Source organism: Neorhizobium sp. T6_25 (assembly GCF_002968555.1).
GTDB lineage: Bacteria > Pseudomonadota > Alphaproteobacteria > Rhizobiales > Rhizobiaceae > Neorhizobium.
Map to the genome: position 1 here is coordinate 262,435 of NZ_PVBL01000007.1, position 24,844 is coordinate 287,278.

General features: G+C 62.9%; 23 protein-coding genes and 1 pseudogene. 10 read left to right on the forward strand and 14 right to left on the reverse strand.

The annotated features are described in order from the left end of the window. Nucleotides 1-35: 35 nt before the first annotated feature. From C5L10_RS12525 to C5L10_RS12535, 3 genes are all read right to left on the reverse strand, one after another. Nucleotides 36-866, reverse strand: a complete 831-nt coding sequence (locus C5L10_RS12525; RefSeq protein ID WP_105429915.1) for an ABC transporter permease — start codon at nt 864-866, stop codon at nt 36-38. Beyond that, the gene (locus tag C5L10_RS12530) at nt 863-1,645 is read right to left on the reverse strand and encodes an ABC transporter permease (RefSeq protein ID WP_046637643.1); all 783 of its coding nucleotides are present in this window, start codon (nt 1,643-1,645) and stop codon (nt 863-865) included. Before C5L10_RS12530 ends, C5L10_RS12525 begins: the two co-directional genes overlap by 4 nt. 119 nt (nt 1,646-1,764) lie before the next feature. Beyond that, complete coding sequence (locus tag C5L10_RS12535) at nt 1,765-2,544, reverse strand: ABC transporter substrate-binding protein (RefSeq protein ID WP_046669572.1); 780 nt, start codon at nt 2,542-2,544, stop codon at nt 1,765-1,767. Between the two features lie 308 nt (nt 2,545-2,852). On the opposite strand from C5L10_RS12535, the gene C5L10_RS12540 reads away from it, so the two are divergent. Continuing rightward, nucleotides 2,853-5,213 (forward strand): OmpA family protein, encoded by a 2,361-nt coding sequence (locus C5L10_RS12540; protein ID WP_105429916.1) that lies wholly within the window; start codon nt 2,853-2,855, stop codon nt 5,211-5,213. A gap of 48 nt (nt 5,214-5,261) precedes the next feature. Here C5L10_RS12540 and mobB read toward each other — a convergent pair whose 3' ends face one another. Genes mobB through C5L10_RS12560 form a run of 4 tightly spaced genes read right to left on the reverse strand, consistent with a single transcriptional unit; the run spans nt 5,262 to nt 8,596 of the window. Continuing rightward, nucleotides 5,262-5,777, reverse strand: a complete 516-nt coding sequence (gene mobB, locus C5L10_RS12545) for a molybdopterin-guanine dinucleotide biosynthesis protein B (RefSeq protein WP_105429917.1) — start codon at nt 5,775-5,777, stop codon at nt 5,262-5,264. Then, the gene (mobA, locus tag C5L10_RS12550) at nt 5,774-6,412 is read right to left on the reverse strand and encodes a molybdenum cofactor guanylyltransferase MobA (protein ID WP_105429918.1); all 639 of its coding nucleotides are present in this window, start codon (nt 6,410-6,412) and stop codon (nt 5,774-5,776) included. Before mobA ends, mobB begins: the two co-directional genes overlap by 4 nt. After that, nucleotides 6,412-7,638, reverse strand: a complete 1,227-nt coding sequence (locus C5L10_RS12555; protein ID WP_105429958.1) for a multidrug effflux MFS transporter — start codon at nt 7,636-7,638, stop codon at nt 6,412-6,414. The genes mobA and C5L10_RS12555 overlap by 1 nt, the downstream gene beginning before the upstream one ends. Before the next feature lie 52 nt (nt 7,639-7,690). After that, nucleotides 7,691-8,596: a DMT family transporter gene (locus tag C5L10_RS12560; protein WP_105429919.1), complete on the reverse strand. Its 906-nt coding sequence runs from the start codon at nt 8,594-8,596 to the stop codon at nt 7,691-7,693. 276 nt (nt 8,597-8,872) lie between these two features. On the opposite strand from C5L10_RS12560, the gene C5L10_RS12565 reads away from it, so the two are divergent. Continuing rightward, nucleotides 8,873-11,434, forward strand: coding sequence for a methyl-accepting chemotaxis protein (locus tag C5L10_RS12565; protein ID WP_105429920.1), 2,562 nt, complete (start codon nt 8,873-8,875; stop codon nt 11,432-11,434). Between the two features lie 144 nt (nt 11,435-11,578). Here C5L10_RS12565 and C5L10_RS12570 read toward each other — a convergent pair whose 3' ends face one another. The 3 genes from C5L10_RS12570 to moaA all read right to left on the reverse strand — a co-directional run bounded on the left by C5L10_RS12570 (nt 11,579) and on the right by moaA (nt 13,186). Beyond that, entirely contained in the window at nt 11,579-11,839 is a 261-nt protein-coding gene (locus C5L10_RS12570; protein WP_245447986.1) for a type II toxin-antitoxin system RelE/ParE family toxin, read from the reverse strand. Between the two features lie 20 nt (nt 11,840-11,859). Next, nucleotides 11,860-12,132 (reverse strand): CopG family ribbon-helix-helix protein, encoded by a 273-nt coding sequence (locus tag C5L10_RS12575; RefSeq protein WP_105429922.1) that lies wholly within the window; start codon nt 12,130-12,132, stop codon nt 11,860-11,862. Nucleotides 12,133-12,196: 64 nt separating this feature from the next. Next, nucleotides 12,197-13,186 (reverse strand): GTP 3',8-cyclase MoaA, encoded by a 990-nt coding sequence (gene moaA, locus C5L10_RS12580; RefSeq protein ID WP_371411937.1) that lies wholly within the window; start codon nt 13,184-13,186, stop codon nt 12,197-12,199. Nucleotides 13,187-13,407: 221 nt separating this feature from the next. On the opposite strand from moaA, the gene C5L10_RS12585 reads away from it, so the two are divergent. Then, nucleotides 13,408-13,782 (forward strand): gamma-butyrobetaine hydroxylase-like domain-containing protein, encoded by a 375-nt coding sequence (locus C5L10_RS12585; RefSeq protein WP_105429924.1) that lies wholly within the window; start codon nt 13,408-13,410, stop codon nt 13,780-13,782. On the opposite strand, the gene C5L10_RS12590 is transcribed toward C5L10_RS12585, so the two are convergent. Further along, nucleotides 13,783-14,262: a MarR family winged helix-turn-helix transcriptional regulator gene (locus C5L10_RS12590; protein ID WP_046606364.1), complete on the reverse strand. Its 480-nt coding sequence runs from the start codon at nt 14,260-14,262 to the stop codon at nt 13,783-13,785. It lies immediately after the preceding gene. A 47-nt stretch (nt 14,263-14,309) separates the two neighbouring features. On the opposite strand from C5L10_RS12590, the gene C5L10_RS12595 reads away from it, so the two are divergent. From C5L10_RS12595 to C5L10_RS12610, 4 genes are all read left to right on the forward strand, one after another. After that, nucleotides 14,310-15,251, forward strand: a complete 942-nt coding sequence (locus tag C5L10_RS12595) for an alpha/beta hydrolase (RefSeq protein ID WP_105429925.1) — start codon at nt 14,310-14,312, stop codon at nt 15,249-15,251. A 68-nt stretch (nt 15,252-15,319) separates the two neighbouring features. Then, nucleotides 15,320-15,928: a pyridoxamine 5'-phosphate oxidase family protein gene (locus C5L10_RS12600; protein ID WP_105429926.1), complete on the forward strand. Its 609-nt coding sequence runs from the start codon at nt 15,320-15,322 to the stop codon at nt 15,926-15,928. A gap of 121 nt (nt 15,929-16,049) precedes the next feature. Next, complete coding sequence (locus C5L10_RS12605) at nt 16,050-16,439, forward strand: hypothetical protein (RefSeq protein WP_046669606.1); 390 nt, start codon at nt 16,050-16,052, stop codon at nt 16,437-16,439. Nucleotides 16,440-16,467: 28 nt separating this feature from the next. Continuing rightward, on the forward strand, nt 16,468-17,229 hold the full coding sequence (locus C5L10_RS12610; protein ID WP_245447987.1) for a M15 family metallopeptidase: 762 nt from the start codon (nt 16,468-16,470) through the stop codon (nt 17,227-17,229). A 7-nt stretch (nt 17,230-17,236) separates the two neighbouring features. Here the strand turns inward: C5L10_RS12610 and C5L10_RS12615 are convergent, their stop codons facing one another. Continuing rightward, the gene (locus C5L10_RS12615) at nt 17,237-18,307 is read right to left on the reverse strand and encodes a GGDEF domain-containing protein (protein ID WP_046669608.1); all 1,071 of its coding nucleotides are present in this window, start codon (nt 18,305-18,307) and stop codon (nt 17,237-17,239) included. A 292-nt stretch (nt 18,308-18,599) separates the two neighbouring features. Then, entirely contained in the window at nt 18,600-19,991 is a 1,392-nt protein-coding gene (fumC, locus tag C5L10_RS12620; protein ID WP_037082413.1) for a class II fumarate hydratase, read from the reverse strand. Nucleotides 19,992-20,372: 381 nt separating this feature from the next. On the opposite strand from fumC, the gene C5L10_RS12625 reads away from it, so the two are divergent. Next, nucleotides 20,373-22,310, forward strand: a complete 1,938-nt coding sequence (locus C5L10_RS12625) for a L,D-transpeptidase family protein (protein WP_105429928.1) — start codon at nt 20,373-20,375, stop codon at nt 22,308-22,310. A 57-nt stretch (nt 22,311-22,367) separates the two neighbouring features. Here C5L10_RS12625 and C5L10_RS12630 read toward each other — a convergent pair whose 3' ends face one another. After that, nucleotides 22,368-23,069 carry an HAD family hydrolase gene (locus C5L10_RS12630; protein WP_105429929.1) on the reverse strand — a complete coding sequence of 234 codons (702 nt, stop codon included), beginning with the start codon at nt 23,067-23,069 and terminating at the stop codon, nt 22,368-22,370. Between the two features lie 172 nt (nt 23,070-23,241). Here C5L10_RS12630 and rpiA point away from each other — a divergent pair, with 172 nt between their 5' ends. Both rpiA and C5L10_RS12640 read left to right on the forward strand, forming a co-directional pair. Further along, complete coding sequence (rpiA, locus tag C5L10_RS12635) at nt 23,242-23,937, forward strand: ribose-5-phosphate isomerase RpiA (protein ID WP_105429930.1); 696 nt, start codon at nt 23,242-23,244, stop codon at nt 23,935-23,937. An 18-nt stretch (nt 23,938-23,955) separates the two neighbouring features. Then, a pseudogene (locus tag C5L10_RS12640) lies at nt 23,956-24,534 on the forward strand (DUF2059 domain-containing protein); the annotation flags it as partial. Between the last annotated feature and the right edge of the window lie 310 nt (nt 24,535-24,844).

Genomic DNA, 24,844 nt, shown 5'->3' on the forward strand with positions numbered 1-24,844 from the left:
TTCAGTATGTTAGCAGCTATGATTTCCGAGTGCTGCTAACGCTTCAGATGGCGCGTCAGCCGCGCCTCGATGAAGGCCCAGAGGTGCCGCAGCGCTTCGACGATGGCGAGATAGAAGATCGCCGCCCATAGATAGCTCTGGTAATCGAACGTGCGGGAGAAGGCATAACGCGTCTCGCCCATCAGGTCGTAGACGGTGACGATCGCGACGACGGCCGATCCCTTGATCAGAAGCACGATCTCGTTGCCGTAAGGGCGCAGTGCGACGATCAGCGCCTGGGGCAGGATGACCTTGCGGAAGGCGTTGCGTTTCGAAAGGCCGAGTGCTGCCGCGCCCTCGTGCTGGCCGCGCGGCACGCTTTCGATCGCGCCGCGCAGGATCTCCGCCTGATAGGCGGCGGTGTTGAGCGTCAGCGAAAAAAGGCCGCAATACCAGGCCTCGCGAAAAAACCACCAGAGGCCGACGGATTCCAGCTGCGGGCGGAAGCTGCCGAGCCCGTAATAGATCAGAAAGAGCTGGGCGAGCAGCGGCGTGCTTCGAAACACGTAGACATAGGCATAGGCGACGGCGTTCAGCGCCTTGTTACTCGACATCCGTGCAAAGGCGATCGGCGCCGACAGGACGGCACCGAGGACGACGGCGAGGCCGACCAGCGAGATGGTGGTCCAGAGGCCGTGGAGGTAACGCGGGCCGTAGCGCTGGAATTTGTCCTCGTTCCAGCCGTTGATCATCATGAAGGCGAGCGCGATCGCAAGGGCCGCCCAGACCACCAGCACGACGATGCCGGCAATGCGTGCCGGCGCCAGCGGTTTGTCGATCAGGGCCGGAGGCGCGCGGGGCGGGATTAGTTCCTTGGCGTAGCTCATCGATGCCCCTCCGAACGTTTCGCCCAGCGCTCGACGAAGCCGAGGCCGACGGACGAGATCATCGCGAGGATCAGATAGAGCAGGCAGGCGATGCCGTAGAAAAAGAAGGCTTCCTTGCTGACCCGCGCCGCAATGCCGGTCTGGCGCAGGATGTCGGCAAGCCCGATCACCGACACATAGGACGTGTCCTTGAGCAGGATCAGCCAGAGATTGGTAAGGCCGGGCAGCGCGATGCGGATGAGCTGCGGCAGGATGACGAGAAGCATGGTGCGCGAGCGGTGGAGGCCGAGCGCATCGCCTGCCTCGTACTGGCCACGCGGGATCGCCCTGAACGCCGACAGCATGACCTCGGAGGAATAGGAGGAGAAGACGACGGCGAGCGCCGCCATGCCGGCAATGAAGGCGTTGATCTCGACGCGCCCGGCATATCCGAAGGAGGCGAGCACGGCCTGGATGAGGATCTGCAGGCCGTAATAGACGATGAACAGGGTCAGCAGTTCCGGCAGGCCGCGGAAGATCGTCGTGTAGATGCCGGCCGCAAGCCTCAGCAGCTTGTCCTCGGACTGCGCCGCAAGCGCGATCAGGAAGCCGATGACCAGCCCGACGGGCAGGGTGGCGAGGGCGAGCGTGATCGTCACCTTGACGCCGAAGGCGATCTCGTCGCCCCACCCGGCCTCGCCGCAGGCAACGATGCTACCGGAACCGAAGAGTGAAAAAAGCCCGACAGGCCCGCAAAGCGGATCAAGCGCCGAAAAGAGGGCGGAAAAGAATCCGCTCATAAGGTCGTTTTCCCCTGCGGCCTTTTTGTGTGCCGCTTTTGTCTTGTGTTACGCCATTAAAAAGAAAAACGGCGGAAGGGCAAGCCTCCCGCCGCGCGGTAACCGGGTTCTCCGGTCGATTACTGGCCGTAGGCGTCGAAATCGAAATACTTGTCGTTGATGGCCTTGTACTTGCCGTTGGCGCGGATCGCGACGATGGCGGCCGAGAACTTGTCGGCAAGCGCCGTTTCGCCCTTGCGGACCGCAATGCCCGCACCTTCGCCGTTGATCTCGACGTCGATCGGCAGCGGCGACAGGATCTTGCAGCACTTGCCGGCATCCGACTTGATCCACTGCGACAGCACGACGATATCGTCGATGACGGCATCGATACGGCCGTTGGTGATGTCGAGCTTGTATTCGTCAGCTGTGGGATACAGCTTCAGTTCCGAGTCGGGCATATGCTTTTCGGCATAGTTCGAATGGGTGGTGGAGCCCTGCGCGCCCATCGTCTTGCCCTTGAGGCCGGCGGCGGTCGCTTCCTTGATTGGCGAATCCTTGGGGACGGCGATGGCCGGCGGCGTGTTGTAGTATTTCTTCGAGAAGGTGACCTGCTCCTTCCGCTCGGGGGTAATCGACATGGAAGCAATGATCGCATCGAATTTCTTCGATTGCAGCGCCGGAATGATGCCGTCCCAGTCATTGGTGACGAAGGTGCAGGTGACCTTCATCTCGTCGCAGAGCGCCTTGGCGATATCGACGTCGAAACCGGTGAGCTGACCGTTGGCTTCCAGGTTGTTGAAGGGCGGGTAAGCGCCTTCGGTGCCGATCACGAGTTTCTCCTGAGCCATCGCCGAACCAGCGAAAAGCGACAGGGCGGCGATCGAGGCGGCAGCAAGGAATCGGGTGGAGATGTTCATTTTGATCCTCTCTGTTGGCAACCTGCGGTGTTGGTCTTTTTCGGCCGCAGGGAGACGGGGCACGCGTACAGGCGGGCTCCGAGTGGATTTTTAGATACCTGCTCGGGAAAAATTGCAACGGCATTTTACGTGCACGTCTGGTTGCCACCAGCTGATGAACAACACATTCATGCGAGGTTCAGGCCATCCGCAACAGGCTGCAACGGAACCATTTTGGTGCAATACAGTTGAGCCGCCGCGTAAGTCCGCCGAAAAAGGCAATAAAGGACGCGCATGAAAGGGATCACACCCTAGAAGAGGAAATGTCCATGTCGAAAAAATTCAGACTGTTCGCCAGTGTCGCAGCACCTTTCGTGTCGCTGCCGCTGATGCTTCAGCCGGCCGGTGCTGTCCCCTTGAAACCCGCTATGGAGACGAGACCCGCCGTTGAGGCCGCCCAGATGCCGGGCGTCGTCGAAGTCCAGCAGCAGATCATCGTCCCTCCGGAAGGGCAGGAAGGCGAGGGGCGTCCGCGCCGCAAGCCGCAGGAGGAGCAAAAGCAGGCTCCGCAGGCCGAACGGCCGCAGGCACCGCCCCAGGCCCAACAGCAGGAACAGCCGCAGCGCCAGCGCAAGGCCGAGCCGGAAGCCGCCCCGCGTGAGGCTGCCCCACGCGAAGCAGCACCTCGCCAGGCTCCGCAGGCCGAGCGTCCGGCAGCCGAGGCGCCCGCGCAGGAGCGTCCGCGCCGTCAGCAGCAGGAGACCGGCCAGGGTCAAGGCGGAAACGACGCCCAGCCGCGCCGCCAGCGCGAGCAGGCGACACCCCAGGCCGAGCCACCGGCCGCAAGGGAAGCCCAGCAGCCGAAGGCAGCTCCTGCAGAAAAGCAGGCCGAAACGCCGAAGCCGGAACGGCCGGCAACCAATCGCGCCGCAACCCCGGAAGCAGCACCTGAGGCACCCGTGCGCCGCGACGCCCAGCAGCCGAAGGCAGCTCCGACCGAGAAGCAGGCCGAAACCCCCAAGCCGCAGCCGCCTGCCACCAATCGCGCCGCGACGCCGGAAGCGACACCTGAAAAGCCGGCCAGCGGCAATGCCCAGCAGCCCAAGGCAGCTCCCGCTGAAAAGCAGGCCGAAACACCAAAGCCGACACAGCCGCCGGCTACCGATCGCGCCACGGCTCCGGGAGCAGCGCCTGAAAATCCGGCTCGCGGCAACGCAACCGGCCAAGCGCCGGGTCAAGTCCCCGGACAGGCTCCGGGCACAGGAACCGCGCAGGACAGGCGCAACCAGCAGCCGCCGGTAAATGGCCAGGCCGCTCCGGGCCAGCCGCCTGCCGGCGAGGCACCGCGCCGTCAGACCACCGAAGGACAGCCAGTGGTGCCGCAGGGCCAGCAGGCGACCGGAGCCCAGCCGGGCACCCAGCCGACCGCGCCCCAGACGGCGACCACGCCTCAGCAGGTCGAACGCGCCAAGGAACTTGCGAAGGATCCGGCTGCGGCCAAGAGCGGCGAGCAGGTCGTACTGCCCGTTCAAAACGGGGCAGCCGTGCTCGACAGCGCCAAGGAGGCGCCCTCTGCACGTCCGCCGCGGGATGGAGAGCGTCCGCGCCGCCAAGCTCCGCAGCAGGCCGACCAGCAGCAGCTTGCGCCGCCGAAATCCGATGCAGAGGCTCAGGCCGGCACGCGTGCCACCAGCGCGCAGCAGCAGGGATTTCGTCAGCTGTCCGAAGAGCGCGGCCAGCGCCTCGACCAGCGTCCGCAGTTCGAACGGCCCGGCGGCTGGGATTTCCGCGACGCAGCGGGCCTCGGCGGCAGCCGTGACCGTAACGGCGGTCGCGACCGCGATGGCGGCCGCGTGATCATCTCGATCGACAACCAGACCGTGGTTCGCCATGACGACAGCCGTCGTTTCTACAATGATCGCGATCGGGCGCCGCAATACGAACAGCTCCGCGACGGTCGGGTGCGCGAAGTCATCGTGCGCGACGACGGTACGCGGATCGTCACCGTCCGCAACAGCTATGGCGAGATCGTCCAGCGCTCGCGTATCGTCAGGGGCGGCGAGGAATACGTCCTCTACTATTCGCCGGAGCTGATGGATAACCGCCGCGGCCGAGACTACGTCTGGCGCGACCCGGGTGACGACCTGCCGCCGATGCGGCTGAGTGTGCCGCTCGACAACTACATCATCGACACTTCGACCGAGCCGGACCGGGATTATTACGAGTTCCTGGAACAGCCGCCGGTCGAGCGGGTCGAGCGGGTCTATTCGATGGACGAAGTGCGCTACTCCGCCCGCATCCGTGACAAGGTGCCGCGTATCGACCTGGATACGGTCACGTTTGCCACCGGCAGTGCCGAAATCCCGATGAACCAGGCGAGTTCGCTGCGCAAGGTCGCAGACGCGATCAGCAAGGTCCTCAAGCGGGATCCTTCCGAAACCTTCCTGATCGAAGGTCATACGGATGCCGTCGGTGCCGATGACAGCAATCTCGTCCTCTCCGACGAACGCGCTGAAAGCGTTGCCCGGGTGCTGACGGACGCATTCGGCATCCCGCCCGAAAACCTGGCGACGCAAGGCTACGGCGAACGTTACCTCAAGGTCCGCACCGACGGTCCCGAACAGGAAAACCGCCGCGTGACGGTGCGCCGCATCACGCCGCTGGTCAAACCGGTCGCTTCGAACCAGTGAGGTTCAGGCACCTGAAACCAAAGCCGCCGGAGCGATCCGGCGGCTTTTTTATTTGTGGGGAAGTCCCGTCACCTGTGCGATGAAATCGGCGATCGCTTTCGTATCGTCGAGGTCGAAGACGGGGATGGTGGCATCCGGGACGGGGTGGTCGGCGGCAATCGCGACGATGTGGGGATCGCTCGGCGCCAGCGGTTCGCGGTTGCTCGCCTCGAGGCGGCGGGCCTCGATCTTCGGGACGGGCTCGCGTTTGTAGCCCTCGATCAGCACCAGATCGCAGGGGGCGAGGCGGGAGAGGATTTCCTCGAAGCTCGGTTCCGGCGCGCCGCGCAACTCGTGCATGATCGCAAAGCGGGTGCCGGAAACGATCGCCACTTCGTGGGCACCGGCCTGCCGGTGGCGGAAGGAATCGGCCCCCACCTTGTCTATGTCGAAATCGTGGTGCGCGTGCTTGATCGTCGAGATTTCATAGCCGCGGCGGGTGAATTCCGCCACCAGCCGCACCGCCAGGCCCGTCTTGCCGGAATTTTTCCAGCCGGAAATGCCGAAGACGCGGGGAGGGGTCATGAAAGCTCCTCGGCGAAACGACGCGCCTCTTGAAGATCCTCGGGCGTGTTGATGTTGAAGAAGGGATCAAGCAGCCCTCGCGGCGTTCCGACCATCGGGAATTCGACGATCACCGTATGGTGACGTTCGAGGAACGCCTTGATCCGCTGGTTGTCGGGGTCGGAGAGCCAGGTTTCCAAATCACTGGTGATGGAAACCGGCCAGAGCCCGAAGACCGGATGATCGCGGCCGTCGGAGGCGGCGATGACGATCGCATCCGGATCGTCCGCGTCAGCCTTGAGCCGGCGCGCGAGATCGGCGGGTACGAAGGGACTGTCGGAGGGGACGGTGAGGAGGTGGGTTGCTTGAAGGCCGCGCGCCTGGACGTCGCGCAGGCCGGCGAGCACGCCGGCAAGCGGGCCGATCTGGCCGGGAACCAAATCCGGCAGCAGGCGCAAACCGAGCGGGTCGGGGAAGCCTATCGGCGCGTTGAGGGTGATTTCCGAGACTTGGGGCAGGAGTCGCCGCACCACATGGCCGAGGATCGTGTCGCTGCCGATGGTGAGAAAAGCCTTGTCTGTGCCCATGCGGCTCGATTTGCCGCCAGCAAGGACCAGGCCCGGAGGCCGGATGGGGAGAGCGGAGGTCCCGGTCATCAGTCCTCATCCTTCGTCGGGATCGCGCCTTCGCGGCGGTCGATCTGCCGGACATAGGCGGTGGCGACGAGCGCCAGGATGGTCGTGACGCCCATGACGACGAGAAGCGGCATCGCGCCGCTCTCTTCCTTGAGTAACGCCGCGGCAAGGGTCGACAGCGCGGCGCCGCCGCCGACGGTGATCGCGCCGCCGAGGCCGGAAGCGGAGCCGGCGAGGTGCGGCCGCACGCTGACGATGCCGGCATTGGAGCTCGGCAGGGTGAGGCCGTTGCCGACGCCGGTCAGTGCAAGAGGCGCGAAAAAGGCGAGCGGCCAGGGCGCTTCCGCGACGAGGAACCCGATGGTGATGAGAACGCCGACAAGGCTGACCAGGCTGCCGGAGATCATCATGGTCATCGTGCCGAACCGGCGGGTATAGCGGCCCGAAATGAAGTTGCCGACCATGTAGCCGGCCGCGATCAGAAAGAACTGCACACCGAGCATGGTCGGCGACAGATGATAGATCGCCGTGCCGACGAAGGGCGCGCCGCCGAGGAACGAGAAGAACACGCCCGACGAAAAGGTGGAGGTAAACGTATAGCCCCAGAAGCGCCGCGAGCGGAAAAGGTCCGGCCAGCTGCGGAATTGGGCGGTGAAGCTGGCGGCCGGCGCGTGGTTCGTCTCTCCCAGGTCGGTAAAGACGAGCGTCAGGGTCAACAGGCCGAGGCCGAGCATCAAGGCGAAATTCGCCTCCCAGCCGAACATGTCGTTGAGCACGCCGCCGATCGTCGGACTGATCATCGGCACCAGCGACATGCCCATGGTCACATAGGCGATCATCGAGGCGGCGCTCTCCATCGGCACCGTATCGCGGATGATCGCGCGCGGCAGGACGAAACCGGCGACCACTGCGGTCTGCAGCAGCCTTCCGATCATGAAGACGGTGACGTTTGCGGCCATCAGGCAGATCACCGTGCCGATCAGCATGATCAGGATGCTGCCGATCATCACGCGGCGGCGGCCGAAAAGGTCGGAAAGCGGACCGAGCACCAGCTGCAGCAAGGCGGTGCCGGCAATATAACCGGAGACGGCGAGCTGCATGACGGCGTAGTCGGTGCCGAAATGGATTGCCATGGCGGAAAGCGACGGCAGGAAGACGTTGAGCGAGAGGGCGCCAAGTCCGGCGCAGACGACGAGCGTCAGGATATGGGGCGGGGTTCGTCTATCCAGAAATCGGCTTTGCTGCACGTCGTCTTGTCCTTTCACGCCTGCCTTTCGGCCCTTTCAATCCGGCTCGTTCTCAGGCCGGCGGGGCGGCGGCTGCCTTGTCGGTGGCAATGCTCTGCCGCTTGCGCTCGCGATAGAAAGTATAAAGGCCGGAACCGATAACGACTGTCGCGCCCACGAGCATATAGGCGTCCGGACGCTCGCCGAAAGCGAAAATGCCGATGACCAGAGCCCAGAGCAGGCCGGTATAGCGGAAAGGTGCGATAAAGGAGATCTCGCCCGTCCGCATCGACTGGATGACCGCCTGGTAGCCCGCGAAGACCAGCACGGAAGCAATCGCCAGATGTCCCAGCGCATAGGTGCTGACCGGCTGCCATCCGCCCATCGGCACGATCAGGATTGCCCCGAGAACCGTGTTGGCGAGGGAGGTGAAGAGCGTCACCGTCAACGAAGGGATATCCGCCTGGATGCGCTTGGTGGTGAGGTCGCGACATGCCGTAAAACAGCAGGCGATGACGGCGAGCAGGGCTGCCGGCGTGAAGCCTTCCGGGCCCGGGCGAATGATGATGAGCACGCCGAGGAAGCCGATGCCGATCGCCGTCCAGCGCCGCCAGCCGACGGGCTCGCTGAGGAAAAGGGCCGCCCCCAGCGTTACGGCAAGCGGCAAGGCCTGCATGATCGACGAAATGGCGGCGAACTCGATATGGGCAAGTGCGGAGAGGAAGGTCAGGGTGGCGCCGAGCTCGAAGAAAGTGCGCAGCAGCACCAGCGGATGCATGACCGCCTTGACCGACAGGGTCACGCCCATGTAGCGCGCCACACAGTAGATCAGCAGTGTCGCCATGACGCCGCGTACTGCCATGATCTGGGGGATGCTGAGCTCCGGGGTGACCGACTTGACCAGCGCGTCGTTGCAGGTGAAAGCCGCCATGGCGAGCGACATGAACAGTGCGCCGCGCGAATTTTCAGACCATGCCATCTGCGAGATTCCTCCGGTAACCGGTCTCTTAAAGCAACGGCTTACGCGTCGCCAGCCCGATTGCCGCCCGGGCGGTACTCTTTTGGGCAGGCCGGTGAATCCCGATATCCGATACAGTGTAATAAAACGAAATGTAAGGGTCCCGGATTAACCGTTGTTCAACCGAATTTGACGATTGTGAATCCATTCATTCCCGCATGAAGCTGGGATCGTGCCGTTGCCGTTTCGCGATGCCGCAGACGCGAAAGCCGCATCTGGTTTGCAGTTGGGGGAAAAATGTCTTTCATCGATCGTCTTCTTCAGAGCCGCAGGATCGTCACCAAGGTCCTTCTTTTCGTCATCCCGCTGGTGCTCTTGATCGCCGGCGTCGGTCTTGCCGGCTATTATACTGCCAGCATGCTGAACGGCCATATGACCGTGACGCGTGCGACAATCGAAAACATCGGCGACTTTGAAAATCTCCAGGCGGTCCTCCAGGAATTCAACGGCAAGCCCGACAATGCATCGCTTGCGGCCTTGAAGGCTGCGATCGACAAGCAGGAGAGCGGCGTCCGCGTGCTCGGCGGGCTGCTCGTGACGGCCGGGGACCGCGAACGTATCGCCGTTGTCACCGGCCTCGCGCCGAAGATGCGCACCGAGACGGACACGCTCTGGAAGATCAAGCAGAGGCGCGACGAAAACGCCGCAGCGCTCGACGACAGTATTGACAATGTCCGCACCGTCGCGACAGGGGTTTCCGATCAGGTTGCCAACGTCCGCAAGCAGTTCGAAGGCAAGGAAAAGTTCGCCAAGGGCATGGTTCTGGAAGCTTATGCCTACAAGGCGATCGCCGAACAGCTCGGCGAGCTTCGCAATTCCGTCAAGGAGACCGGCACGGACGACGGTGCGATCAGCACCGCCGACATGTATCTCGGCATTCTGGACAAGACGTTCCAGGAGGTTCAGGCCTTCCTCACCCCGAACGGCATCAAGCAGCTGAAGCCGATCAATGACGCGATCAGCGCGCTTGCCGCCACCATCAAGGGCAATCAGGAGGTTCCGGAAAAGGCGAAGGCGGTACGTGACACCGTTGCCGGCATGGAGAAATTGCAGGCGAAAATGGAGGCGGAAGTCACCAGCAAGGCCGGCAACGCGGCCAGCCGTTTCGCCAGCATCGAGGGCGAGGTCGCGAGCCTGCGCACGCTTCTCGACCGCAGCGCCGAATCGCTGCGCCTGATCGACGCCATGCAGCTCTACGTCGAGCGGCTGCGCGCCAACCAGACGGAGGACGCGCGCAAGGTCGTCCTTGACGTCATGGCAAAGCTGAAGGCTGCCAGCGCGGAAGTGTCCGAACTCGCCAGAAATCCCGCCATGCGCGAGTTCTCGACGACGCTTCAGCCCCGCCTGAAATCGATCGAGGAGGATACCGCCAAGCTTCTGTCCATTGCCGCCGACTGGAAAAAGGCGCGCGCCGCCGCCGGCGAAACTCTGACGGGTGGCATGGTCGGCCTCAAGAATTTCGTGGCCCAGGCGCAGGAGGTCGGCAAGGAAGACAGCGAACGTTCTGCCCAGTTTTCGCTCATCGCCATGGTGGTCGGCACGCTGCTTGCCATTGCCGGCGGCCTGATGCTGGTGGAAACGCTGCGCGGCCCGCTGCGTCGTGTCACGGAAGTGATGAAGCGGCTCGCAGACGGCGATCTCGAGGTCAAGATCGAAGGCCGCGAACGGGGCGACGAAATCGGCGACATGGTTCGCTCGGTCACCGTCTTCCGCGATGCCGCGGTCGAAAATGTCCGTCTCGAGCAGGATGCCGCTACAGCCCGCGAGCTCTCGACCGCCGAGTCCGAGCGCCGCGCCTCCGAGCGTGCCCGCATTGCCGGCGAACAGCGCCAGGCACTGACCGCACTCAACGACATGCTCGGCAAACTTGCCGAGGGCGACCTCGAGCGCAGCATGGACGAAAACCTGCCGGAAGACTTCATCGAGATGGCGCGCACTTACAACCAGGCTGTCGAGGCGCTCCGTGCCACGCTCGCCGACGTGCGCTCGACCGCGGAAGAAATCGACGGCGGCACCGGCAATCTCGCCGCTTCGGCGGACGATCTTGCCCGCCGCACGGAACAGCAGGCGGCAGCGCTCGAACAGAGCTCGCGCGCATTGCGCCATCTGAGCGAGATCGTCCGCTCGACGGCCGAAAGCGCCAAACAAACATCCGTCTCGGTCAACGAGACGGAAGATTTCGCGGTCCGCTCCGGCGAGGTCGTATCCCGCGCGGTTGACGCCATGGGCGAGATCAGCCGCTCTTCCGAAAAGATCGCGACCATCATCGGGGTTATCGACGAGATCGCCTTCCAGACCAACCTGCTGGCGCTGAATGCCGGCGTCGAGGCAGCCCGTGCCGGCGAGGCGGGCCGCGGCTTTGCGGTCGTCGCCCAGGAAGTCCGCGAACTGGCGCAGCGTTGCGCCGGTGCTGCCCGCGAAATCAAGGGCCTCATTTCGGCCAGCTCGAAACAGGTCAGCAACGGCGTGCAACTCGTCGAGGAGACCGGTACGGCACTCACCGAGATCATCACGCACATCACCGACGTTCGCAAACTGGTGTCCCAGATTTCGGCGGCGACCGGCGAGCAGTCGACCGGCATCAACGAAGTCACCAAGGCGGTGCAGGAGGTCGAGCTGATCACCCAGCGCAACGCGGCGATGGTCGAGGAAAACAACGCCGAGATCCACGGCCTGCGCCAACGTGTGGAGACGCTGTCCGAGAAGATCGAGCGCTTCAAGACGCGCGATCCGAACGTCAACTTCCGTGCCGGCGCCAACGAACGCCGGGGAGGCTTCCGCCGCAGCGATGCGGCCTGAGAGGCTCCGTCTCATATGCTTCGAAAGCCGGGACGAGAGTTCCGGCTTTTTTCTTGGGTGTCAGGAAACGGGTGGTGTGCGACAGCGTTTCGATCAGCAGGACTTTAGGAGGAGGTGCCGGGCCAGCAGTGGGCTCTGCCCAATTTAGTAGCCGGCTTCCTTCTGGTGCCGAAATGCCAGGACATAGACTGCATCGCCCTCGGGTTCGTAACGATAGAGGGCGACGTAGCCGGAATCGCCAAAGGGGATGAGCTGCTCACGTAACCGGCCGTCATCCAGAAAAGGACGGCCGATTTCGGGAGATATCTCCAATAGAGTGATTTGCCTGTCTATCGCCTCGCTGGCGCGACGAACAGTCTGGATGCCAGCCTTCTTCAGAAACGCTCGACAGCGTTCGATACCCATTACCGCTCGGCGGGTAATGATTACTTGTGGCACTCCGGTGGCTCCGTTTCAGCATCGGTGCCCCAGGTGGTCAGCCATGTGCGGAGTTCGTCGCCGGTGAGGTGCAGGCCGGTCTCCCTGTAGTCGTCCCACGACGTCAGGGCCTCCTGCCTGAAATCTTCACGGGCCTCTTCGCGCTCGACATATTGCTGGATGGCTTCCCGCATGATGCCGTCCGGCGACTGCTGCCTGGATGTCGCCAGTTTCTGGAGTCGGTCCTCCAGATCGTCATCGATTTTGATCGATATTGTCATGGATGCCTTCGCGAAGCCGATTTTCCCGACAAACTAACGAACGGGGCTGGGCTTGTCCATGACCCTAACCGCCGGTGACGCTCATGTGGCGGGCGACGGCGGGGCGTTTGTGGGTGCGATCGATGATGAAATCGTGGCCCTTGGGCTTGCGGGTGATCGCTTCGTCGATCGCGGCCGACAGGTAGCCGTCGTTTTCGGAGGCGCGCAGCGCGGTGCGCAGGTCGGCCGCGTCGTTCTGGCCGAGGCACATGTAGAGCGTGCCGGTGCAGGTGAGACGCACGCGGTTGCAGCTCTCGCAGAAATTATGGGTCATCGGCGTGATGAAGCCCAAGCGGCCGCCGGTTTCCTTCACTTCGACATAGCGGGCGGGGCCGCCGGTCTTGTAGGGAATCTCGGTCAGCGTGAACTGTTCTTCGAGATCGGCGCGCAGCTTGGAGAGCGGCAGATACTGGTCGGTGCGGTCCTCGTCGATCTCGCCCATTGGCATGGTCTCGATCACCGTCATGTCCATGCCGCGGCCATGCGCGAAACGCAGCATGTCGACGATTTCGAATTCGTTGAATTCCTTTAGCGCCACGGCATTCAGCTTGATCTTCAGCCCGGCCTTCTGGGCGGCGTCGATGCCTTCCATGACCTTGTGAAAATCCCCCCAGCGGGTGATCGCCTTGAATTTCTCGGGGTTCAGCGTGTCGAGCGAGACATTGATGCGGCGCACGCCGCTGTCATAGAGCTCGTCGGCATATTTTGCCAGCTGCGACCCGTTGGTGGTCAGCGTCAGTTCGTCGAGAGCGCCGGCCTTGACGTGCTGGCCGAGCTCGCGCACCAGAAACATGATGTTCTTGCGCACCAGCGGCTCGCCGCCCGTGAGGCGGATCTTGCGGACGCCCTTGGAAATGAAGGCGGAACAGAGCCGGTTGAGCTCTTCCAGAGTCAGCAGGTCCTTTTTCGGCAGGAAGGTCATGTTTTCCGCCATGCAATAGGTGCAGCGGAAATCGCAGCGGTCGGTGACCGAGACGCGCAGATAGGTGACCGCCCGGCCGAACGGATCGATCATCGGCGCCTGGTCGGCGATGATCGGGGCTGCTCCTCCGACCGGTCCTGCGAAACTGTTCACGTGATAATCTCCCTTACCCGGAAAGTGGGTGTTTCGAGCCGTCGCGTCAAGTGTATGACATCGATCCAGATAGTACAGCGACGGACGCAAAACCGCTTGCGGCGAAACGCCGTAGCTCATAATCCTCCGCCAGGCATATGACAATCGGGAGCCTGAAAAGCATGAGCGACATCTGGCCGACGGAACTTAGGGTCTCCAAAGACCGCCACACGCTGAACGTCACCTTCAGCGACGGCGCGGCGTTCCCACTGCCGGCCGAAACGATGCGGGTGCTGTCGCCTTCGGCGGAAGTGCAGGGGCATGGACCCGGCCAGAAGGTCACCGTGCCCGGCAAGCGCAACGTCGGGATCGAAGCGATCGCACCGGCCGGCAATTACGCGGTGCGGATCCGTTTCGACGACGGCCATGACAGCGGCATCTTCACCTGGCCGTATTTGCGCGAACTCGGCGAGCGCGGCGCTCAGCTGTTTGCGGACTATGAGCGCGATCTGGCCGAAAAGGGTCTGTCGCGCGATCCGCCGCAACGGACGCGGTGATCACACCGGTTCGCGGCTGTCCTCGCGGATCTCCGACTGCAGGGTGACGATCAGCCGCTCCATGGACTCCGCCATCGCCATGCATTGATCCAGCGGCTCGGAGGAGAGCGTCCGCTCGATCAGCGCCGTCTGGATCGCCATCGCCTTTTCCGTCACCGAGCGGCCTTCCCGGGTCAGGTAGAGGCGCAGCACGCGCTTGTCCTTCGTATCGCCGCGCCGCTCGATCAGCCCGCGCTTTTCCATCTGCGGCAGCGCCATGCTCATGTTGGAACGCCCCACCAGCAGTTTGTGGGCGAGCTCCTGCTGGGAGATCCCCTCGAACCGGTAGAGATTGATCAGGATATCGAGATGCGGAGGCTTGATGTCGAGTTCGGTGAGCTCGCGGGTCAGCACTGTTTGCATCAACTGGCAGGCGCGGGCAACGGCAATCCAACTGCGAAAACGCGGATGATCCCAGGGGAGGGATTGATTTTTGTTCATTGTTGTACTTTATTGTTCATGATTGAACATTATTGGGTTTTCTCACTATGCCATCCTTTGCACTCAAGGTCATCCGTTTCGGATTTGCCGCCATGGGGCGGCCTTTCCCCAATACCGCAGCCGGGCTCGCCTTTCGGCTCTTCTGCCTGACGCCCTCGCGCCGTCCCAGGGGCGGTAAGGCGAGGGCGATGGAGAATGAGGGGCTGGAGCGGCTCTCGGCGGCCCAGAAGATCCCGCTCACTGTCGGAAGCTCGACGGTGATGGCCTATCGCTTCAACGGTGACGGCAAGCCCGGCCGGCCCCGTTACCTGGTCGTGCACGGCTGGGGCTCCAATGCCGCCTATATCGCCGCGCTGCCGGCGGGCCTGGCCGAAAACGGCGCCGAGGTCGTGGTGCTCGATTTTCCCGGCCATGGGCTTTCCAGCGGCCGCAGCCTCAACATGCGCCAGGCCGTCGAGGCGATCGTTGCGGCGGAGAACCGGTTCGGGCATTTCGATGCGGCCGTCGGTCATTCGTTCGGCGGTGCGAGCATGATGCTCGCCGCCGGCGGGGTGATGAGGCAAGCCGGCTCGATCTCTCCCTCGAAGCTGGTGGTTATCGGAGCGCCGAGCCATATCCATTGGCTGTTCGACGATTTTTCGCGGATGGTCGGCCTGCCGCAGCGTGTCAAGGCGCTGCTGATCCGGCGGGCGGAGAAGGTAGCCGGCGCCTCGCTCGACGACTTCGACACGGTGGCAAGCGCCGCGCGGTTGGGGACGCCCCTGCTGGTCGTGCATGCCGAGGAGGACAAGGAGGTCGCGGCCGACCACGCCCGCCGTTTCGAGGGGCTCGCCACGGCACGGCTCGAATGGGCGAACGGGCTCGGGCATCGCCGCATCGTCAGCGACCGCGGCGTGATCGAGACCATTGCCGCCTTCCTGACCAACGATCGCCGGCCGCTGCGTGAAACCTCCATCGCCGCCAAGCCCGGCAACGACGCCGCTGCTTGATCCACAGGGGGCGTCATCATAGTGTCGCCCGCGCGGGCTAAGGCCCGCCGATATCGAAGGGGCGAACCATGACCATCATCACATCCGTCGAGGAACTGAAGGCGATCTATGACGGCGTCTCGGAAGCTTCGCTCGCCAAGGTGACGAAGACGCTGACCCCGGAATATCGGCAGATGATCGAGGCCTCGCCTTTCCTCGCATTCGCGACCGTGGGGCCGGAAGGGCTCGACTGCTCGCCGCGCGGCGATCTCGGCGGGGCGGTGCGTATTCAGGACGATTCGACGCTGCTTCTGCCCGACTGGCGCGGCAACAACCGCATCGATTCGCTGATCAATATCGTGCGCGACCCGCGCGTGGCTTTGATGTTCCTGGTGCCCGGCTCGAACACGACGATGCGCGTCAACGGCCGCGCCGTGATCTCGGTGGAGCCCGCGCTGCTCGAAAGCTTCGAGATGGACGGCCGGCATCCGCGCAGCGTGACGGTGATCACCGTGAACGAGGTCTATTTCCAGTGCGCCCGCGCCCTGATGCGCGCCGAACTCTGGAACCCGGAGCATTTCGTCGATCCGAAGAGCCTGCCGACGCCCGGAACGCTGCTGAAGGCGGCCAAGGCCGACTTCGACAAGGAGACCTATGACCGGGAATGGCCGGAGCGCGCCGCCAAGACCATGTGGTAGACGCCGCGCCGGCGTTTTCTTCGTGAAGAAGACGTCCTAAGTCGGCGTCCTCATGGACATTTCCAGCGCTCGAGGCGACAATCGAATCGACCCGCCACAGGGGACGGGCACGGGGGATTTTATGAAGTTTGGAACCGGCTTTGCGGCGGTGGTCCTGGCTGCGACGATGTTCGGCGCCCAAGCGGCGCGGGCCGACCAGTTGATCGAGGAATATACGGCCTTCATCGGCGAGGACGACCTGTACAATTCCAACAATGTGCGCCTGCAGGAGCCCTGGCAGATCGTCCGCCAGGACCGCGCAAATTTTCATCGCTTCGGCGTCTCGCAGCGCGGCGACCAGAGCGACAGCTTCTTCGACGATGCCGGCAATCGGGAACTCGTCGAGCGCATGATCAGCCGCGGCACCATCGATCGGGCCGCCCGCAACGCCGTCGTGCGCGGGAATGTCATGATCAACGTGCAGATCTTTCGAGGGCCTCGCGGCGATTACGTCAATGTCCTGGTCTACTGACAGGCCGTTCCTCCGGGCGGCAGCCGTGATGCTGTCGGCCCTCGTCTGTGGCCCGGGCGAGGCGCACGAATTGCGCCTGGAGGAGAAGATCGCGGCCCTCGTGAAGGCCTATCCCGACATGATCGAGGCCAGCCGCGACGGCAGGCTGATCATGAAGGAGGGGGCCCCGATTCCGATCGACGACGGGATCAGGCGCAGCCATGCGCAAATGCTGGCCGAGGGCGATGTCGAGGACAGCCTGTCTCAGGCGTATCGGCCCGGCTCGTGCGAATACCGCCCGCCGGTCGATTCCGATCCGGGCCGCATCCGCAGCGACGAATTGATGAAGCGCCTTTATGGCGCAAGCGCCAATGCCGTGCAGTCGAGCCTCGTGCCGGTCGCATGGTTCGGCGAGACGTTGCGAGTCACCAGCCGTAACGGGGTAGACAAGGCGCTCTCCGCCGTCCGGGACGAGCTTGCCGCCGACCCGGGCCTGAAAACCTACCTGACCCCGTCGGCCGGCGTCTTCAACTGGCGCAAGGTTGCAGGGCAGACCAATCTCTCGGTCCACAGTTTTGGGGCGGCGATCGATCTCAACACGAAATACGCCGATTACTGGCTTTGGTCGGGAGGCAAACCCGGCAACGTCCCGAACTACAAGAACCGCTTTCCGATGAAGATCGTCGCGGCGTTCGAGCGCCATGGCTTTATCTGGGGCGGTCGCTGGTATCACTACGACACCATGCATTTCGAATACCGCCCGGAACTGCTGGCCATCGCCGGCGCCACAGGCATCTCGGCCTGCAACTGAGGGAATTCTACTTCCTGTAGATCAGCCAGCTCTTGCCGACATAGTCCTTCTTCATGCTGTCATCGAAGAAGACCGAGCGGTTCCGGCCGGAGTTCTTGGCGTTGTAGAGGGCCGTATCGGCATTGGCGTAGAGTTCGCCGGGATCGCTCGCCTGCGAGGCCATCGCAAAGCCGAGAGAAATGGTGACCGGGCCGTAGTCGATGCCGGAGCGCGAATTGCGGAAGATGCGGGTTTCCAGCGCGCGGCGAACCCGCTCGCAGATGATCGTCACCTCTTCCGGCGTGTTGCCTTCGACGATGATCGCGAATTCCTCGCCGCCGGAGCGGGCGACGAAGACATCCTTGCGGACGTTGGAGCGGATCACGGAAGCGACCGTCGCGAGGATCTTGTCGCCGACCGGATGGCCGTAGCTGTCGTTGATCTTCTTGAAGTTGTCGATATCGGCCAGCACCAGTGCGGTGACCGGCAGCAGGGCCGTATTGTCGTAAGTCGTCGCGAGGCGCTCGTCGAAGGCCCGGCGGTTGGCGATCCGGGTCAGTGAATCGGTGTTGGCGATACGCTTGTATTCATCGAGTTCGCGGCGGACCTGGTCCATTTCCTGCGAGCGCTGGACGACGCCGCCGACGGTCTTTTCGCCATGCGCCATGGTGCTGCCCGTCGCCTCGCTCAAGAGCGCCAGCGCGCTGGTCAGCAGGTCGTTGGAAAAATTGCTCTTGGAATTGATCCGCTGGGCGGTTTCTCCAAGCAGTTTGCCGTAGCTCTCGAGCGAGCTCTGTTCCTGACGCAACAGTTTCAGGAGCGCGTCGAGTTCGCCCAGAAGCCTGGTATGGGCGTCTTCGATGACCGCCACCTGGCCGGTACCAAGATAGCGATGCGAAAGCGCGTCCAGCTCCTCCTGCGTGGCACGGCTTCCGAGCGCGGCCAGATCACGGGTCAGATCGGGATTGGAACCGATATAGGCCTCGTAGAAAAGCTGATAATTGCGAGGGATCGGCGCGACGCCCATCGATCGCACCGCATAGATGATCTGGCCGATCAGATCGCTAGATTGCGCTCTCGGCGCCGTTGCCGTCGTCATCGACGATCCCCACTAGATCCCACCTGTATGCTATTAAACGCAGTAGTATGTGAAAAATGTTGGAAAAGAATTAAGGGGTGCGAGCTGAAGAGCTTGTTCTTAAATTTATTTCGCATTTCTGAAATGCTCGATTTCCCATCAAAAGTAATGGGTTTTCAGACTTTGAGCCCGAAAAGATATTCAGCCCTAGGAAGTTGATGTATTGTCGGAATTAATCATTTCGGATTGATCGCAAGAGAAAGCCCGCCACGCGAGAGGCGGGCTTGTTTGTTATAGTGTCGAGCGGATCGGATTATTTAGGGCCGATCATGTTTTCGGGGCGGACATACTGGTCGAACTCCTCGTTCGTCAGGTATCCACCGCCGACCGCTTCTTCCCGAAGCGTCGTGCCGTTCTTATGGGCGGTCTTGGCGATCTTGGCGCAGATGTCGTAGCCGAGCCTGGTGTTGAGGGCGGTGACCAGCATCAGCGAGTTTTCCACGCCGCGTCTGATATTGTCTTCCCGGGCTTCGATGCCGACCACGCAATTGTCGGTGAAGGAGACCGCGGCGTCGCCGAGCAGCTGCACCGACTGCAGGAAATTGTAGGCCATCATCGGATTGTAGACGTTGAGCTCGAAATGCCCCTGGCTGCCGGCGAAGGTAAGAGCCGCATGGTTTCCAAAGATGTGGGCGCAGACCTGGGTGAGCGCTTCCGACTGGGTCGGGTTGACCTTGCCTGGCATGATCGACGAACCCGGCTCGTTTTCCGGCAGCGACAGTTCGCCAAGGCCCGCACGCGGGCCGGAGCCCAGGAAGCGGATGTCGTTGGCGATCTTGAAGAGAGCGGCGGCAGCGGCGTTGATCGCGCCGTGCGCAAAAACCATCGAGTCGTGCGAGGCGAGTGCTTCGAACTTGTTGGGGGCCGTGACGAAGGGCAGACCGGTGATCTTCGAGATCTCCTCGGCGACCTTTTCGGCAAAGCCGACCGGGGCGTTGAGGCCGGTGCCGACCGCCGTGCCGCCCTGAGCGAGCTTGGAAAGCGCCGGCAGCGTCAGTTCGATATTGGCGATCGCCGAGCCGACCTGCGCCGCATAACCGGAGAATTCCTGGCCGAGCGTCAGCGGGGTGGCATCCTGCGTGTGGGTGCGGCCGATCTTGATGATGTGGGAGAAGGCCTTGACCTTCACTTCCAGTGCTTCGTGCAGGTGCTTCAGCGACGGGATCAGGTGGCGTACGATGGTTTCGACGCAGGCGATGTGCATGGCCGTCGGATAGGTATCGTTCGACGACTGGCTCATGTTGACGTGGTCGTTTGGATGCACGGGCTTCTTGGAGCCCATCACGCCGCCGAGCATTTCGATCGCGCGGTTGGAGATCACCTCGTTGGCGTTCATGTTCGACTGGGTGCCGGAACCGGTCTGCCAGACGACCAGCGGGAAATGGTCGTCGAGCTTGCCGTCGATGACTTCCTGGGCCGCTTCGACGATGACCTTGCCGATCGAGGCGTCAAGGCCGCCCAGTTCCATATTGGCGCGGGCGGCAGCCTGCTTGACGATGCCGAGCGCACGCACGACCGCGAGCGGTTGTTTTTCCCAGCCGATCTTGAAGTTGCCGAGCGAGCGTTGCGCCTGAGCCCCCCAATAACGGTCGCTCGCCACGTCGATCGGGCCAAACGTATCGGTTTCGGTGCGGGTCGATGCCATCTTCGCTGCCTCTTTTTGCTCGTGGTCGCTGCCGGTGTCTTGAAAGATCAACAACGCGTTACCGCGTCGGGGCCGGCCGGCGGCATTACTATACGATTGGTGAACGTCCGCAAGCCGGCCGAACAGGCTTTTTGGCAGGCTTTCGTCGTGCCTTTTATGACACGGACAGCGGAATTATACAGCGGAATCCGCCCTCTGGCCGGGTGCTTGTCGGTGGTCGTCAGTAAAAATTTAACGAATAGTTTCTTAACCTTCCGGCTGCGCACCGATGCTGTTTCCGGCGGAGCCGAAACCCGCCGGCCGCTCGGGCGTTTCTTTCCATCCCTCACGCGATCGGTTAGATGGCGTGATATATATTCGAGCCCGCGGATCAAGACGCGGATGCAGGTGACGGGGACGACATTGCAGCACAAACACAAAAGAACTTCGATCGCTCTGGCGCTCGTCTCCGGCATCTCGATGTTTACCGGTGCGGCCGTTCCCGCACATGCCGTAACACTTCTCGATCTCTTGCGCGGCGGTCCCGGCGCGGAACGGGCAGGGCGGCACGATAACGGCCTGCCGGGCGTCGGCGGCAATTCCGGCATGCCGACCGAGCGCAGCCTCGCCGATCCCGAGCCGCTGCCGAAAGTCTCCGGTCCTCGATATTACACCTACAAGCCGGATGCCGAGCGGGCCGTGAAGACGACCGCCTTCGCTGCAGCGTCCGCGACGGACGGCACGCGCCTCATCGCCGAGGGCAAGGTTTCGGCGCCGGCGGAAATTGCGACCGCGCTCGAAGCCTTCTACAGCAAGGCCGCGGAGCCTCTCTGGGTTACCGCTGGCGACGTCAACGAGAAGGCGAGGGGCGTACTGTCGCTCTTCGAGCGGGCCGGCGAATACGGGCTCGAACCGGCCGACTACATCCTGCCGGTCCCGGCGCTGACCACTGCAAGCGTCGCGGCGCCGACGGATGCTGCAACCCCCATCAATGTCTCCGCAACGGCATCTGCACCGGTTTCCGCCGCCGACAGCCACGATCGCGCGCTGATGCAGTTCGAGCTGGCGCTGTCGGAAAAGGTGCTGACCTTCGCGCAGGACATGATGCGTGGCCGCATCGACCCGAACAAGGTGTCCGGTTACCACGACTTCAAGCGCAAGGACGTCAAGCTCCCGCTCGTCCTGCCTTTCGCGCAGACCGGTACCGATGTGGCGGCCTACCTCGAAGGCCTCGCGCCGCAGAGCCCTCAATTCCAAGCGCTGAAGGCCGAGCTTGCAACGCTGCGCGCCGCAGCGGCCAATGACGGTCCGCAGATCTCGCTGCCGAGCGACATTCTCCTGAAGCCGGGCAAGAGCAGCGCCGATATGGCGAGCATCATCGCCGCCATCCAGCACACCGGCTCGGAAGCGCTGAAGACCAAGCATGCTGCGACGCTGGCGGCCTATCAGCAGACCCCTGACTACACGCCGGAACTCGTCGACGTCGTAAAGTCCTTCCAGGCGGAAGTCGGTCTCAAGGCCGATGGCGTCATCGGCAATGCGACGGTGCGCAAGATGGTCGGCCATACGTCGAAGGACAAGATCGAGAAGGTCGAAGTCGCCATGGAGCAGGCGCGCTGGCTGCCGGACGATCTCGGCCAGCGTTACGTCTTCATCAACCAGCCGGCCTTCACGGTCTATTACCATGACCGTGGTGCCGAACAGTTCGCGATGCGCGTCGTGGTCGGCAGCAAGTCCAACCAGACCTATTTCTTCCAGGACGAAATCGAAACCGTCGAGTTCAACCCCTATTGGGGCGTGCCCCAGTCGATCATCATCAACGAGATGCTGCCGCACCTGCGCCAGGATCCGAGCTACCTCGACCGGATGGGTTATGAGGTGTCGGTCGGCGGCAGGGCGGTCCCGTCTAGCAGCATCAACTGGTTCGGCTCTACCGAGAAGATCTCCGTGCGTCAGCCGCCGTCGGGTGACAACGCGCTCGGCGACCTGAAGATTCTGTTCCCGAACAGCCACGCGATCTACATGCACGACACGCCCTCGAAGAGCTTCTTCCAGCGAGACATGCGGGCGCTGAGCCACGGCTGCGTACGTCTTGCCGAACCGCGCAAGATGGCGGCCGCCGTACTCGGCACCACGATCGACGACGTGAACGGACGGATCGCCGCCGGCGAGAACGTCGCCGCCAAGGTGCCGGTCAGGATCCCGGTCTACGTCGCCTATTTCACCGCCTGGCCGAACAAGGACGGCAAGGTCGAGTATTTCGACGACGTCTACGGCCGCGACGATGCGACGGTGAAGGCTTTCGTGGCAACCACCAAGGTACGGGCGGCCCAGAGCTGAGCTTTGAGCTGAGGATGAGTTTCGGATTGCAGAAGAAGGCGGCCTCCGGGCCGCTTTTTATTTGGCAGCCGCCAGCCGCGTCACGTCGGCGGAAATCAGCGTTTCCACCATACCCACGGTCAGCTCGTCATAACCGCTGATCACCCGATCGGGGTTGAGCGTATCGACTGCGACGTCGGAATAACCGAAGGTCACGGCGATGGAGGCGATGCCGGCATTCTGTGCGGCAAGGATATCGTTGACGCTGTCGCCGATCATGACGCTTGTCGCCGGATTTCCGCCAGCCCGTTCGATCGTGCCGAAAATGTGCCGGGCATCCGGCTTGCGGACGGCGAAGGTATCGCCGCAGGTCATCGCGACGAAGCGATCCAAAAGGCCGAGCTTTTCGAGAAGCGGGAAGGCGAGCCGTTCGGACTTGTTGGTACAGACCGCGAGCCGCATCCCGGCTGCCGACAGGCGATCGAGACACGCGGCGACGCCGTCATAGGGGCGGCTTCTGCCCGGCATCTCCGCCTCGTAGTGCTCCATATAGCGATCGAACAGCCTGGCCGCCGTCGGCTCGTCGAGCGGAACCCTGCGAAGTTCGAACGCGCGGCGGATCATCACGCGCACGCCTTGGCCGACGAGATGGGTGAGGTCCTCGAAGGTCACCGGCTGTAGACCTTCGTCCTCGATCGTATAGTTGAGGCTGTCGATAAGATCCGGCGCGGTGTCGATCAGCGTGCCGTCGAGGTCGAAAATGACGAGTGGAGCGGTCAATGGAACCTCGTGAGCGTCGTTCGGGAGATGCCCCGGATTAAGCAATGCTGCCGTGAAAAGCAAATATGCGAGATTCGCGGCCCTTCGTAAAACCCGCCGCGAGGGGACTTTCGTTTGCGCGGAGAGGCGTGTAAACAGCGGGTCGGCGAAAACAGCGGGGAGCTTTTGGCGGATGGACGCCCGGGAAATGAAAGTCAAGGCGGCGCAAGCGGCACTGGCCTATGTCGAGGACGGCATGAGGCTGGGTATCGGCACCGGTTCGACGGCGGACGAATTCGTCAGGCTACTCGCCGAAAAGGTCCACGGCGGCTTCAAGGTCGAAGGCGTGCCGACATCCGAGCGCACCGCGAGGCTTTGCGTCGAACTCGGCATTCCGCTGAAATCGCTCGAAGAGGTTCCGGAACTTGATCTGACGATCGACGGTGCCGATGAGGTCGATGCCAACCTGACCCTGATCAAGGGCGGCGGCGGCGCATTGCTGCGTGAAAAGATCGTCGCCGCGGCTTCTGCCCGCATGATCGTGATTGCCGACGAAAGCAAGCTGGTCGATACGCTCGGAGCCTATCCGTTGCCGATCGAGATCAATCCCTTCGGCCAGACGGCCACCCGGATTGCCATCGAAAAGGCCGCTTCCCGGTTAGGATTGACCGGTGAATTGAAGCTGCGCAAATCGGGGGCTGAAGTCTTCACGACAGATGGCGGCCACTACATTTTCGACGCATCTTTTGGCCGCATTCCTGATGCAGACGCACTGTCGGCGGAGCTTAATTTCATTCCCGGTGTCGTGGAACACGGGCTGTTCATTCATATGGCGTCCTTAGCGATCATTGCCGGTGAGGCTGGAGCGCGGACGCTTGAGGCGAAATAAACTAGGAGCAACCAACTCATGATCAGATTCGCGCTTTTCGGCCGTGCCGCCGCTGTGGCCATCCTCTTCTCCGGCGCCTTCACGGTATCGGCTCGCGCGCAGGAAGTTTCGGAAGCCCAGCTTGCCGCTGCGCGCGATGCGATCGCGTCGCTCAACGTCACGGATCGTTACGACAACATCCTGCCCAACTTGGCAGAGCGTCTGAAGGCCCAGTTCATCCAGGCCTCCCCGAACTTCCAGGGCCAGATCTCCAACGTCGTCGACGAGCAGGCGCTCGTGCTGGCACCGCGCCGTGCCGATCTCGAAAAGGAAGCGGCGACCATTTATGCCAAGAGCTTCTCGGTCGATGAACTGAAGTCGATTTCCACCTTCTTCAACACCGAGACCGGCAAGAAGCTGCTGACCAACCAGCCGCTCGTCAGCCGTGAACTGACCAAGGCTGCTGAAATCTGGGCCAACGGGATTTCCCGCGACCTGACCAACCACAGCTCGGAAAAGCTGCGCGGCATCATCGACGCAAACCCGATCCAGGCGCCGGTCGTCGATCCGGCTCCGGCGGAAGCACAGGCCGCAGCACCCGCACCGGCAAAGCCTGCCACTCCGCCGGCCCCGGCCAAGCCCGCTGCTGCGCCTGCGGCCAAGCCCGCTGCTCCGGCCGCCACCGCTCCGGCAAAGCCCGCTGCCCCGGCTGCCAAGCCGGCTCCGGCCCCGGCACCCGCGCCGAAACCCTGATAGCATCGTCGGCCCGTCGAATTTTAAGGAAGCCCGGAGCAATCCGGGCTTTTCCTTTGGGGCCTCTCATCCCTATATGTGAGCCACATCCAGCCGCCTGCTCTCAAGGAGAATACCATGACCGCCTATGACTATGATCTCTTCGTGATTGGCGGCGGATCGGGCGGGGTGAGGG